Here is a 12689-nt window from a genome sequence, read left to right on the forward strand (position 1 = left end):
GCCCACACAGTCACGGCATGGAGAGCGAGCTGCACAGCATCGGCGAGCTGGCCCGCGCCAGCGGCCTCGGCGTCGGCACCCTGCGCTACTACGACGGCGCCGAGGTGCTCACCCCCGCCTGGGTCGACCCGCACACCGGCTACCGCTGGTACCGCCCCGGCCAGCTCGCCGACGCCCGGCTGCTGGCCCGGTTGCGCCGGGTCGGCCTGCCGCTGGCCGGCATCCGCGCCGTGCTCGGCGCCGCGCCCGGCAGCGGCGAGGCCGGCCGGGTGCTCGACGCGCACCTGCGGCGCCTGGAGGACGGCCTCGCCGACGCCCGCCGCGAGCTCTCCCTGATCCACGCGATGATCGACCAGAGGGAGCAACCGATGACCGCCGACCCCGCCGACCCCGCCGACCGCCGCCTCGCTGCCCCGAGCCTTACCGTCCCGAGCCTCACCATCCCGGCCGACGGCCTGGCCGCCGCCCTGGACGCGGTCCGCTTCGCGGTCTGCGGCGACCCCGAGCTGCCCGCCCTCGCCGGGGTGCTGTTCGAGCCGGACGGCCCGGTGCTGCGCCTGGTCGCCACCGACCGCTACCGGATGGCCTTCGCCGAGGTGCCCGCCTCCGGAGACCTGCCCGAGCAGCCGGTAGTCGGCACGATCGTCCCGACCCCGCTGGTGGACGCGCTGCGCGCCCTGCTCGGCCCGGGGACCGACGAGGTCACCCTTACCCTCGGCGGCGGCCTGGTCCGCGCCGAGGCGGGCGGGCACCGGATCGAGGGCGCCGCCCTGGACTTCGACTACCCCGACCACCGAGTCCTGACCAGGCTCGAACCGGAGCACCGGATCACCCTCCCGGCCGCCGAACTGCGCGCCGCCGTCGAGAGCGGCGCCACCCGCACCCTGCCCTCCGGCCCGCACGGCGCCGACTGCGAGGTCACCGTCCTCACCCTGACCGGGGACGGCCGGCTGGCCGTCGCCGCCGACCCGGCCCCCGAGGAGGTCCGACTGGCCGTCAACCGGGACTTCCTCCTCGACGCCCTCGACGCCGGTCGGCCCGAACAGCTCCTGCTCGAACTCGGCGGCCCCATCGCCCCGCTGGCCATCCGCACCCCCGGCCGGGCGGGCACCTTCTCCGTCCTGATGCCCATCCGCCTCCCGTAGGTCGTCCTCGAGCCCCTGCCTGCGGGGGCTCTGGGAGGATCGCCGGATGAGCCAGCACACCGGTCGTCCTGTGTCCGAGGTCCACGTCCCCGCCCCCGGCGGAGGCGGGTTGTGGGCGGAGCGCGGCGGCGCCGGCAGCCCGGTGGTGCTGCTGCACGGCTCCGGCATGGATTCCCGGCTGTGGGACGCCGTCCTCCCGGAGCTCTCCAGCCACCACGACGTGATCCGTTACGACGCCCGGGGCCTGGGCCGGTCCACCGAGCCGGAGCAGCCGTTCGACGACGTCGAGGACCTGCGTGCCGTGCTGGACCACTTCGACCTGGCGAGCGCCGCGCTGGTCGGCCTCAGCATGGGCGGGGAGACCGCGCTGGACTTCGCCCTCGCCCATCCGGACCGGGTGACCGCGCTCGGCCTGGTGGGCGCCTCGGTCAGCGGCCACGACTGGCTGCCCTCCCCGGAGACCACCGCCTACGCCGAGGCCCGCCGACGGGGCGACGCGGCGGCCCTGGCCGAGCTGGAGCTGTCCGTCTGGGCCGCCCTGGGCCGGACGGCGCCCGGCGGCGAGCTGATCGCGGCGATGGTCGAGGAGAACGCGGCTCGCCGCATCGTCAGCGAGCGCCACCTCACCGGCACGCCCGGGCGGCCCGCCGAACCCCGCCTCGGTGAGGTCGCCGTCCCCACCCTGGTCGTCCACGGCGACCGGGACCACCCCGAGATCGCGGCGATCGCCCGGCGGCTCGCCGCCGACATCCCCGGCGCCCGGGGCCACCTCGTCCCGGACGCCGACCACTACCTCCCGCTGCGGACCCCCGAACGGCTCACCGAGCTGCTGCTCGCCCACCTGGCCTGACCGGCCCCGCCCGCGAGTGCGGGCGGACCCGACCGGAGCGCCACGTCGTCCATCCGGACGTCGCTGCGCAGTCGGTCCGGCTCGGTGTCGCAGGCTTCTCAGGGCTGTGCCGCGCGTTCGAATTCCTGGCGCAGGACGGGGAGCCCCGGCACCGGTCGAACGTCACCCGTCGAAGTTGGACCAGAAGATCCCGACGCCCGCGCCGCTCTCGTCCTGACCGACCAGGATGCTGTTCGAGGTGAAGCAACTGGTGGGGAAGACCAGGGAGTTCGCGCCGCAGTCCGGGTCGACGACGACGTCGAGCACGGGGGTCCGGGAGCCGCTCTCCTGCTGCGCCCGGAACTCGGCCACGGCATGGGCCTGGGGGTTGTCGGCCTGCGCGAAGCCGGCGGTCCGGCCGAGGGCCCCGCCGATGGCCAGGTTGCCCGGGGTGCTGGAGTAGATCGCCGACGCGCCGTCACTCAGCATGTTGACGTCGTCCGACGCCTCCTCCCAGCTCGCACCCGCCAGCGCCTGCGGGGTGGTACCGCCGGCGACCAGCGCGACTGCGGAGACGGTGGCTCCCTGCTCGTCGTCCCACTCGTACGCCAGGTACACCTCGTGCAGCCCGTCGGCGAGGACGGGGAACGTGTAGAACTCGGCACCGTCGAGCCCGCACACGGCGATCCCCCCGCGGCTCAACAGCCGCCCTGCCAGCGTGAACTCGCCCGGGTACCCGCCATGGTTCGCCTTCAGAACTGTCTCGATTGCTTCGATCATCTGCATGCTGGGGAGTGTGCCACTGCGCTCCGACAGGCCCCCCACGTCCGCCGATACCCTCGCCTCGAGCGCAGCTGCCCGACGGCACCGACCGCATCGAGTACGCCCTGCGCCCGGGTGGCTGAGCGCCGTGGAGGGCCAGAGTTCGCGCTGCTTGGCCCACGGGTGGGCACATCTTTGCTCCCGCTAGCACCCTGCTTGCATTTGCAAGCAGGGTGCTGCAGGCTGTCCGCATGGCCTCACTCAACGTCGGCTCGCTCGGCGAGTACATCCGGGAGCAGCGCCGCAACGCGCAGTACTCGCTGCGGCAGCTGGCGGAGGCCGCCGGCGTGTCCAACCCGTACCTCAGCCAGATCGAGCGCGGGCTGCGCAAGCCGAGCGCGGAGATCCTGCAGCAGATCGCCAAGGCGCTGCGGATCTCGGCGGAGACGCTGTACGTCCAGGCCGGGATCCTGGAGGAGCGGCGGGGCGAGGGCCTGGAACTTCGGGCCTCGATCCTGGCCGATCCGCTGATCAACGAGCAGCAGAAGCAGGCGCTGCTCGCGGTCTACGACGCCTTCCTCAAGGAGAACGCCGCTCCGGCCCCCGGTGCGACGACCGACGACTCAGCCACCCAGAACCCTCACCGGGAGGACCGGTAACCATGCCGATCACGGACGAGATCAAGAAGACCCTCAGCGACCCGACCCCGCTGTACGCCCTGGCCGGCGCCGGGGACCTCGCGTACGAGAAGCTGCGCGAGGTGCCGGGCAAGGTCGAGGCGCTGGCAGCGGACCGCAAGGGCACGCAGGAGAAGGCCACCGCCAGGCTCCAGGAGGCGCAGTCGCTGCTGGTCGGGGCGCCGGCCAAGGTCGGCGAGGCCGTCACCGCCCTGCCCACCGACCTCAAGGTCCTGCAGGAGCGGGCCCAGGGCTTCGCGCTGCAGCAGGTGGGCCGTGCGGTCGAGCTGGCGGTGAAGGCCAAGGAGGCGTACGACGAGCTGGCCGAGCGCGGCAAGGTCGTGGTGGAGAAGGCCCGCCCGAGCGCGCCGGCCGGGACCGCCGAGCTGGCCGAGCAGCCGGTCGACGTCGAGCCGGTCGAGGCCGAGCCGGTGGAGGACGGTGCCGCCGAGCCGGCGCCGAAGAAGTCCGCCCGTGCTCGGAAGGCGGCCTCCGCCGACGCGGAGTAGCAACGCGGAGTGAGGCCCTTCCTGGAGGGCACATCCGGTGACCACGGAACGTTGGCACCGGTGCGGACGGTCGCCGTGCCAGGATGGGCGGCGGTCGAAACGCCGGGAGTCGAGAGACAGAGGAGATCGCGATGGTCGGAGTGCTCCAGATTCTGGCCTTTTCCTACCTGAACCCGATCTGGTGGGCGACGATCGCCATCCTGGCCTACAAGTTGTTCGCCCTGGTCGACGCGGCCACCCGCAGGGAGGACGCCTACCGGGCGGCGGACAAGAAGACCAAGGGGTTCTGGATCGCGATCCTCGCGATCTCCTTCGGCTGGGATTTCCTGTTCGGGGTGAACTTCTTCACCGGCATTGGCACCCTGGCCGGTCTGGTCGCCTCGATCGTCTACGTGGTGGACGTCCGCCCCGCGATCCGGGCACTGACCGGAGGCGGCGGCCGAAGCAACACCGGCCCGTACGGGCCCTGGTAGGCGCGACAGCGGACAACGCGACGGCCCGGGCGGGGAGTTCACCCCGCCCGGGCCGCCGCACATCCGCACACCCACACATCCGCTCGGCCGCCAACCCGCTCGGCTGTCAGCCTGCCCGGCTGTCAGCCGAGGATCAGCTGCACCGGGTTGCGCTCCAGCAGCAGTACCGCGACGTCGTCGGTCAGCGCGCCGCCGTTCAGCTCCTCGACCTCGGCGATGGCGCTGTCGACGAGCCGCCCCCGGGTCAGCCCGGCGGCCTGGTGGTCGCCGATCAGGTCGGCGAGCCCGTCCTGGCCCAGGCGGCGCGACCCGGCCCCGACCCGGCCCTCGATCAGGCCGTCGGTGTAGAGCAACAGCCGCCAGCCGGCCCGGAGTTCGACCTCGTGGGCGGGCCAGGCGGCCTCCCCGTCGTGGCACGGCAGCAGGCCGAGCGCGGGCCCGGCGAGGTCGGCGGGCAGGCTGACCGGCTCGTGGTCGCGGCCGAGGAGCAGCGGGGCCGGGTGCCCGGCGAGGTAGAGCCGGGCCTTCTCGCCGGTGCCGAGCGAGTCGAGGTCGCTGTCGGTGCCACCCGGGCCGATGACGAGCATGCAGAGCGTCGCGAAGATCTCGTCGCTGCGCCGCTCGTGCTCCAGCACGTGCTGGAGGGTGGTGAGCAGGGCCTCGCCGGTGAGGCCCGCGAAGACCAGGGTGCGCCACGCTATCCGGAGCGCGACGCCGAGCGCGGCCTCGTCCGGGCCGTGGCCGCAGACGTCGCCGATCACGACGTGGACGGTGCCGTCGTCGGTGCGCACGGCGTCGTAGAAGTCGCCGCCGAGCAGGGCACGGCGGCGGCCGGGGCGGTAGCGGCGGGTGAAGGAGAGCCCGGCGCCGTCCAGCAGCGGGGTGGGCAGCAGGTGGCGCTGGAGGCGGGCGTTCTCCTGGCCGCGCAGCTCGGCCTCGACGAGACGGCGCTGGGACTCGTCGGCGCGCTTGCGTTCGACGGCGTAGCGCAGGGCGCGGGCCAGCAGTGGGCCGTCCGTCTCGTGCTTGATCAGGAAGTCCTGGGCGCCGGCGGCGACGGCGGCCGCGCCGAGTTCGGCCCCGGCGGCGTCGGTGAGCACCACGACGGGGATGTGCGGGGCCCTGCGGAGCAGTTCGTGCAGGCCCTCCAGCCCGTCGGAGGAGTCGGACGGGTGTGCGAGGTCGGCGGGCGCGGCGAGGTCGAGCAGCACGCAGCCGAACTCGGGGCCGCGGGAGCGTCCGCGCCGGGCGGAGTGCGCGGGGGAGGCCAGCAGTGCGATGGCCTGGTCGAGGCCGCGGGCCCACTGGATCGCGATGGAGGTGCCGCTGTCGGCCACCGCCGCCTTGATCAGCTGGGCGTCCGAGGCGTCGTCCTCGATGACCAGCAGTCGGAGCGGCGCGGCGCCGGCGGCGTTGTCCGGTCCTGGGCCCGGTCCTGGGCCTGGTCCTGCACCCGGCGACACCTCGGCGACGTGGGAGGGGTGGGCGGCGTGCGCCGCCCGGGCCGCCTGTGAGCGGGGGTGGGGTATCGGGGAAGTCGCCGTTGCCGGGCCGGTCGTGGCCAGGCGGTTGCGGGCATGGCCGACGGGGGCGCCGTGGGCGCCCGGCAGGTCCGCGGCACCCGGTGCCCGCCCGTCTCCCGTTGCGGGCATCGGTGGTTCCTCCCTTTCCCCGACTGCGTAACGGTCGACGTCCGTCCGCAGTGCCCGCCTGGCACCGTGCGCCGGGGAACTTCTCGCGACCATAACGTGATCTCCGGGGATTTCTTTGGCCGACCGGCGCCGTTGTGGTTATTGCCACGCCGGTGGGGGTGTGGTGATCGGACTCGGATGACGGCTGGGATGCCCGGCGCGGCGGTTGCCGTGCGGGGCGGAGAAGGGGGCAAACGGTGGTGGCACGTATCACCCTGGTCGAGGGTGACATCACGGAACAGCAGGTGGACGCGGTGGTGAACGCCGCGAACTCGTCCCTCCTGGGCGGCGGCGGAGTCGACGGTGCGATCCACCGCAAGGGCGGACCGCAGGTCCTTGAGGAGTGCCGTCGGCTGCGCGCCTCGCACTGGGGCAAGGGGCTGCCCACCGGGCGCGCGGTGGCGACGACGGCCGGACGGCTGCCGGCCCGGTGGGTGGTGCACACCGTCGGGCCGGTGTATCGGGCGGAGGAGTACGAGGAGCGGGCGGAGCTGCTGGCCTCCTGCTATCGCGAGTCGCTGCGCGTCGCGGCGGAGCTGGGCGCGCGCACGGTGGCCTTCCCGGCCGTGTCGGCCGGGATCTACGGCTGGCCGCCGGCGGACGCGGCCCGGATCGCGCTGGGCACCGTCGCCGAGGTGCTGGACGGCGGTGACCCGGAGGCGGGCGCGGAGCTGGCGGAGGTGCGGTTCGTGCTGTTCGGGTCGGAGATGTACGGGGTGTTCGAACGGGCCCGACAGGAGCTGCTCGGGCGGGACGACTGACGACACAACGGCTGACGGCGGGGCTGGGCGTGGTGCACACCGAGCGGCGTGTGGTGTCGCCGCTCGGTCGCGTCCATCGTCGCGTGACGGGGCGTCAACACGCCAGAGATATTCGATAACTCGTTCGAGTGAATGCGTCGGGTCGCTCACCAGCTCCCGCCCGGACCGCCCGTCCCGCTCGTGCCGCCGGTACCGCCCGCACGGCGGCTCGGGGCGGGCGGCTAGGGCCGTTCCCGCGGCTACGGCGCGAGCGCCGACCAGGGCACCGTGACCTCGCCCTGCCGCCACCGCCCGCGCGCGTCCACCAGCGGCCAGCTGCCCGCCAGCGCCGTGCAGGCCGCGACCCAGCGCTGCCGCGCCCCGAACGCCCCGTACGGCGCGGCCGCCGCCCAGGCCCGGTCGAAGTCGGCCAGGAAGGCGTGCACCGGCCGCCCCGGCACGTTGTGGTGGATCAGCGCCTTCGGCAGCCGTTCGGCGAGGTCGGAGGGCTGTTCCAGGCCGCCGAGCCGGGCCGCGAAGGTCACCGTCCGGGGTCCCTCCGGGCCGAGCGCGACCCAGACGTGCCGTCGCCCGATCTCGTCGCAGGTGCCCTCGACCAGCAGTCCGTCCGGGGCGAGCCGCGCGCACAGCCGCTCCCAGACCCCGGCCACCGCCGCCTCGTCGTACTGCCGCAGCACGTTGGCCGCCCGGATCAGCCGGGCCGGCGCGCCGCCGTCCAGCGGTACTTCGAAGCCGCCGCGCCGGAAGGTGAGCCGTGGCGGATCGGCGTACGGCAGCGCGGCCGCGACCCGCTCCGGTTCGATCTCGATCCCGACCACGCGGACGTCCGGCCGCACCGCGCGCAGCCGCGCGGCGAGCTCGACGGCCGTCCACGGCGCGGCGCCGTAGCCGAGGTCCACCGCCACCGGGGGGAGCTCGGCGGCGCGCAGCGCGCGGCCGAGGGTGTGGGCGATCCAGCGGTCCATCCGGCGCAGCCGGTTGGTGTTGGTGGTGCCCCGGGTGACGGTCCCCACCGGGCGTCCGGTCCGCCCACGGGAGGGCGCGGCGGTCGCGGGGTCGAAGGAGGCAGCCATGCCCAGAAGGGTAGTCGGGGCGCCGGCGGCACCGTGCTGACCTGGGACGATGCCGGCCCGCCCGACCCGTGCGCCGGACAGGCGAGGCCCGTGCGCCGAGCCGGCGATGTTCGTGGGCCGGGCCGGGAATGCCGAACGCCGCCCGCGTGGTTGGCACACTGGCGGTGATGTGTGCCAACCACGGGCAGCGCACACCGGACAACGGGCGGCCCGGTGCGGACCGCCTAGACGGGCCGCACAGAGGAGGCTTCAGCCAGGTGATCCAGCACCCCGCCCGGTCGGTACGCCGTGCCCAGTCGGCCGTGCCCGCGCGAGGCCGGCTCCAGTCGCTCGTCCCGGGCCGCCGCCGCCCGCGCCGGATAGCGATGCTGAGCGTCCACACCTCGCCGTTGCACCAGCCCGGCACCGGGGACGCCGGCGGGATGAACGTCTACATCGTCGAGCTGGCGAAGCGCCTGGCCGACCTCAACATCGAGGTCGAGGTGTTCACCCGGGCGATCTGTTCGGACGACGCCCCGACGGTCGAGCTGGCCCCGGGGGTGCTGGTCCGCCACGTCACCGCTGGCCCGTACGAGGGCCTGGTCAAGGAGGACCTGCCGGCCCAGCTGTGTGCCTTCACCCACGGGGTGCTGCGGACGGAGGCGGGCCACCGCCCCGGCCACTACGACCTGGTGCACTCGCACTACTGGCTCTCCGGGCAGGTCGGCTGGCTGGCCGCGCAGCGCTGGGGGGTGCCGCTGGTGCACACCATGCACACGATGGCGAAGGTCAAGAACGCCGCGCTGGCCGAGGGCGACACGCCCGAGCCCGCGGCCCGGGTGATCGGCGAGACCCAGGTGGTGGAGGCGGCCGACCGGCTGATCGCCAACACCACCGAGGAGGCCGCCGAGCTGGCTCTGCACTACGCCGCCCGGCCGGACCAGCTGGCCGTCGTCCACCCCGGGGTCAACCTGGACGTCTTCCGCCCCGACGGAGCGCGGGCAACGGCCGCCGCCCGGGCCCGCCTGGGCCTGCCGCAGGACGCCGCCGTGCTGCTCTTCGCCGGCCGGATCCAGCCGCTCAAGGCCCCGGACGTGCTGCTGCGGGCGGTCGCCGCGCTGCTGGCCCGCCGCCCCGAGCTGCGCGAGCGCCTGGTGGTGCCGATCGTCGGCGGCCCGTCCGGCACCGGGCTGGCCCGGCCGGAGAGCCTGCACAAGCTCGCCGCCCAGCTCGGCATCTCCGACGTGGTGCGCTTCCACCCGCCGGTCGGCCAGGAGCGGCTCGCCGAGTGGTACCGCGCGGCGACGGCCCTGGTGATGCCCTCGTACAGCGAGTCCTTCGGCCTGGTCGCGCTGGAGGCGCAGGCCTGCGGCACCCCGGTCGTGGCGGCCGCGGTCGGCGGCTTGCCGGTCGCGGTGCGGGACGGCGAGACCGGCAGCCTGGTGCGCGGCCACGACCCGCTGGACTGGTCGCACGCGCTGGAGCCGTACGTCACCGACCCGGCGCTGGTGGCCCGGCGCGGTGCGGCGGCGGCCCGGCACGCGGCCGCTTTCGGCTGGGACACCGCCGCGGCGACCACCGCCGAGGTGTACGCCGGCAGCCTGGCCCGCCCGGCCGGTCGGCTGGCCGCCGCCCGGCGCCGGCTGACCTGAGGCCGCGTACGGCGGGCCTGAGGTCGCGTGCCGACTGACCTGAGGGCCGCGTACGGCGGGCCTGAGGCCGCGTACCGAGCGACCTGAGGCTGCGCCGGGCCGGTACCGCCGAGTAACGTCGCCTCCATGGCAATCCGCACCAAGGACGAGGCCCTGACCCTCCTGCGCACCGCCCTGGACGACGCCGGGGTGGCCTGGGAGCCGGCCGCCACCGACCCGTACACGCTGGTGGCGACCCTCCCGGGCACCCGGAAGCTGAGCACCCCCTGCGCCCTGCGGGTCGGCGACCACACCCTCTCGGTGAACGCCTTCGTGATCCGCCGCCCCGACGAGAACCACGAGGCCGTCTACCGCCGCCTGCTGGAGCGCAACACCAAGCTGTACGGCGTGGCGTACGCGATCGACGCGCTCGGCGACGTCTACCTGGCCGGCCGGCTGCCGCTGGAGGCGCTCACCCCGGCGGTCGTGGACCGGCTGCTCGGGACGGTGCTGGAGAACGCGGACGAGCCGTTCAACACCCTGCTGGAGCTGGGCTTCGCCTCGGCGATCCGGCGCGAGTGGGAGTGGCGGACCAAGCGCGGGGAGTCCACCCGCAACCTGGCCGCCTTCGCCCATCTGGCCGCCCCGGCCGAGGCCGCAGCCCCGGACGACGCTCCGGCCGCCGGCTGACGGCTGACGGCGACCGGCCCGCCGACTGACGGCGGACCGGTCGCGGACGCTCAGGCGCCCGCCGGAGCCTTCTCGGGCTCCGCCGTGGGCGCCGACACCACGACGGTCCCGGCGGGTCCGGTGCCCTTTGCGGCGCCGGTCCGTTTGCCCAGCAGCGCGTACCCGACCGCGGCGACCGTGCCGCAGATTCCGCACGCGCCCCACAGCGTCCCGCTGCCGGCCCGCTCCAGGAGCACGCCGCCGACGGCGGGGCCGACGAACGAGGCGAGCGACCAGGAGAGTGAGTAGACGCCCTGGTAGCGCCCGCGGGCATGAGTCGGCGACAGCTCGGCGACCAGGCCCATCAGGGTCGGCGTGTAGAGGATCTCCCCGACCGTCCAGACCGCCACGGTGAGGGCGTAGAGCCAGGCGGACGACCCGGCCAGGGCCGTCAGCCCGAATCCCCAGCCGATGAACAGCGCGGCCGCGACCAGCATGGCCGACCAGCTGCGGTTCTCGACCCACCGGGTGAGCGGGATCTGCAGCACCACGATCAGGAGCCCGTTCAGGCCGATGACCAGGCCGTACTCGGTGGAGGTGATCCCCCACCGGCCCATGTCCACGGCGAGGGTGGTCGACCCCTGCTGGAGCACCAGGGCGAGCAGCAGGGTGAGCCCGACCACGGCCATGAAGCGGCGGTCGCGGAACACCGTGCCGAGGCCGACCGCGGGCCCGTCGGCCTTCGCCGCCGGTTCGTCGGGCTTCGTCTCCGGGATCCTGACGAAGATCACCACGGCGCAGAGCACCGTGGACAGCGCGTCCAGCAGGAAGAGCGTGAGGTAGCCGTGGGTGGCGATCAGGCCGGCGACCGCCGAGGAGAGGCCGAAGCCGAGGTTGATCGCCCAGAAGTTCAGCGAGTAGGCGCGGACCCGGTCGGCGGCCGGGACGATGTCCGCGATGATCGCCGAGATGGCCGGCCGGGTGGCGTTGTTGCAGAAGCCCACCAGGAAGGCGACCACCGCGATCGCCACCCGGCCGTCCGTGAAGCCGAGTACGGCGGTGAACAGCGCGGTGCCGAGCTGGGCGGCGAGCAGGGTCGGGCGGCGCCCGATCCGGTCGGTGAGCACCCCGGCGACGATCGCGGAGGCCGCCGAGCCGAGGCCGAACAGGGAGGCGACCAGGCCCGCGTAGGAGGCCGAGTACCCCCGGCTGCTGGTGAGGTAGAGCGCCAGGAAGGTGACCACGAAGGCGCCGAGCCGGTTGACCAGCGTCGAGACCCAGAGCCACCAGAACTGGCGTGGCAGGCCGCCCGCCGTCTCGCTCACCATTCTTCGGAACCGGGCGGCGTCGAGCATGTGGGGGCTCCCGAGGGCAGGCGTCCGCTGAGCGGCGCGGGCAGGCCCCGAATCAGCCGACGCATGTAAGTGGCAGATATGCGCGGCACACGTTACACAGCGGTCGAAGGTCCCCACCAGGGGTTTTCGGGCCCTCCACTAAGCTGGGGCCCATGGCTGACACGACGTACCGACTCATCCTGCTCCGCCACGGCGAGAGCCAGTGGAACCAGAAGAACCTGTTCACCGGTTGGGTCGACGTCGACCTCAACGAGAAGGGCGAGAAGGAGGCCGCTCGCGGTGGCGAGCTCCTGGCCGCCGAGGGCCTGCTCCCCGATGTGGTGCACACCTCACTCCTGCGTCGCGCCATCCGTACCTCGCAGATCGCCCTGGACAAGGCCGACCGCCACTGGATCCCGGTCAACCGCAGCTGGCGCCTGAACGAGCGCCACTACGGCGCGCTGCAGGGCAAGGACAAGGCCCAGACCCTGGCCGAGTTCGGCGACGAGCAGTTCCAGCTGTGGCGCCGCTCGTACGACACCCCGCCGCCGGTGCTGGCCGACGACTCCGAGTACTCGCAGGCCGGTGACGCCCGCTACGCCGAGATCCCGAGCGAGCTGCGTCCGCGCACCGAGTGCCTGAAGGACGTCGTCGACCGGATGCTCCCGTACTGGTACGACGCCATCGTCCCGGACCTCGCCTCCGGCCGGACCGTCCTGGTCACCGCCCACGGCAACAGCCTGCGCGCGCTGGTCAAGCACCTCGACGGCATCTCCGACGAGGCCATCGCCGGCCTGAACATCCCCACCGGCATCCCGCTGGTGTACGAGCTGGACGCCGACTTCAAGCCCGTCGCCAAGGGCGGCCGCTACCTCGACCCGGACGCCGCCGCCGCGGCCATCGAGGCGGTCAAGAACCAGGGCAAGAAGTAAGCGCGAGAAGTAAGCGCGAGAAGTAGTAAGTCCGACCGGGCGAGCAGCAAGCCCGGGGACGAGAAGGCCCCGCCACCGGTTCGCCGGTAGTGGGGCCTTTTCATTCAACCGGCTTGTCGGGCAGGCCAGTTGGGCGGAGCTGAAAGTGGTTCAGACCATTGACGGGCAGTGGCGGCGGCTCCTACCGTGAGGGCACCGGGCAGGCGCGGGCATGCCATGGATCT

Annotated in this window: 13 protein-coding genes; 9 read left to right on the forward strand and 4 right to left on the reverse strand. The window is 73.9% G+C overall.

The window, feature by feature from the left end:
• Window positions 1-17: 17 nt before the first annotated feature.
• A complete protein-coding gene (locus ACZ52J_RS37485) occupies window positions 18-1145 on the forward strand; it encodes a DNA polymerase III subunit beta family protein (RefSeq protein ID WP_465625313.1) in 1128 nt (375 codons plus the stop codon).
• A gap of 46 nt (window positions 1146-1191) precedes the next feature.
• Complete coding sequence (locus tag ACZ52J_RS37490; RefSeq protein ID WP_465625315.1) at window positions 1192-1995, forward strand: alpha/beta fold hydrolase; 804 nt, start codon at window positions 1192-1194, stop codon at window positions 1993-1995.
• Between the two features lie 162 nt (window positions 1996-2157).
• On the opposite strand, the gene ACZ52J_RS37495 is transcribed toward ACZ52J_RS37490, so the two are convergent.
• On the reverse strand, window positions 2158-2760 hold the full coding sequence (locus tag ACZ52J_RS37495; protein WP_465625317.1) for a hypothetical protein: 603 nt from the start codon (window positions 2758-2760) through the stop codon (window positions 2158-2160).
• A gap of 227 nt (window positions 2761-2987) precedes the next feature.
• Here ACZ52J_RS37495 and ACZ52J_RS37500 point away from each other — a divergent pair, with 227 nt between their 5' ends.
• The 3 genes from ACZ52J_RS37500 (at window position 2988) to ACZ52J_RS37510 (ending at window position 4395) form a co-directional block, all read left to right on the forward strand.
• On the forward strand, window positions 2988-3395 hold the full coding sequence (locus ACZ52J_RS37500; protein ID WP_465625319.1) for a helix-turn-helix domain-containing protein: 408 nt from the start codon (window positions 2988-2990) through the stop codon (window positions 3393-3395).
• A 2-nt stretch (window positions 3396-3397) separates the two neighbouring features.
• Window positions 3398-3922 carry a hypothetical protein gene (locus ACZ52J_RS37505; RefSeq protein ID WP_465625321.1) on the forward strand — a complete coding sequence of 175 codons (525 nt, stop codon included), beginning with the start codon at window positions 3398-3400 and terminating at the stop codon, window positions 3920-3922.
• A 131-nt stretch (window positions 3923-4053) separates the two neighbouring features.
• Window positions 4054-4395, forward strand: coding sequence for a DUF2516 family protein (locus ACZ52J_RS37510; RefSeq protein WP_360495912.1), 342 nt, complete (start codon window positions 4054-4056; stop codon window positions 4393-4395).
• A 122-nt stretch (window positions 4396-4517) separates the two neighbouring features.
• Here ACZ52J_RS37510 and ACZ52J_RS37515 read toward each other — a convergent pair whose 3' ends face one another.
• The gene (locus ACZ52J_RS37515; protein ID WP_465625323.1) at window positions 4518-6047 is read right to left on the reverse strand and encodes a PP2C family protein-serine/threonine phosphatase; all 1530 of its coding nucleotides are present in this window, start codon (window positions 6045-6047) and stop codon (window positions 4518-4520) included.
• Window positions 6048-6286: 239 nt separating this feature from the next.
• Between ACZ52J_RS37515 and ACZ52J_RS37520 the strand changes: the two genes are divergently transcribed.
• Complete coding sequence (locus ACZ52J_RS37520) at window positions 6287-6847, forward strand: O-acetyl-ADP-ribose deacetylase (protein WP_465625395.1); 561 nt, start codon at window positions 6287-6289, stop codon at window positions 6845-6847.
• A gap of 239 nt (window positions 6848-7086) precedes the next feature.
• Here the strand turns inward: ACZ52J_RS37520 and ACZ52J_RS37525 are convergent, their stop codons facing one another.
• Entirely contained in the window at window positions 7087-7920 is an 834-nt protein-coding gene (locus ACZ52J_RS37525) for a methyltransferase domain-containing protein (protein ID WP_465625325.1), read from the reverse strand.
• Between the two features lie 257 nt (window positions 7921-8177).
• On the opposite strand from ACZ52J_RS37525, the gene mshA reads away from it, so the two are divergent.
• Together mshA and ACZ52J_RS37535 are read left to right on the forward strand one after the other, a co-directional pair.
• Window positions 8178-9551: a D-inositol-3-phosphate glycosyltransferase gene (gene mshA, locus ACZ52J_RS37530; RefSeq protein WP_465625327.1), complete on the forward strand. Its 1374-nt coding sequence runs from the start codon at window positions 8178-8180 to the stop codon at window positions 9549-9551.
• A gap of 126 nt (window positions 9552-9677) precedes the next feature.
• Window positions 9678-10220 (forward strand): type III secretion system chaperone family protein, encoded by a 543-nt coding sequence (locus tag ACZ52J_RS37535; protein WP_465625329.1) that lies wholly within the window; start codon window positions 9678-9680, stop codon window positions 10218-10220.
• A gap of 50 nt (window positions 10221-10270) precedes the next feature.
• Here ACZ52J_RS37535 and ACZ52J_RS37540 read toward each other — a convergent pair whose 3' ends face one another.
• Entirely contained in the window at window positions 10271-11554 is a 1284-nt protein-coding gene (locus ACZ52J_RS37540) for an MDR family MFS transporter (protein WP_465625331.1), read from the reverse strand.
• 152 nt (window positions 11555-11706) lie between these two features.
• Here ACZ52J_RS37540 and ACZ52J_RS37545 point away from each other — a divergent pair, with 152 nt between their 5' ends.
• Window positions 11707-12465, forward strand: coding sequence for a phosphoglyceromutase (locus tag ACZ52J_RS37545; RefSeq protein WP_360495893.1), 759 nt, complete (start codon window positions 11707-11709; stop codon window positions 12463-12465).
• Window positions 12466-12689: the final 224 nt, after the last annotated feature.

This window comes from Kitasatospora sp. NPDC034035, assembly GCF_055575755.1.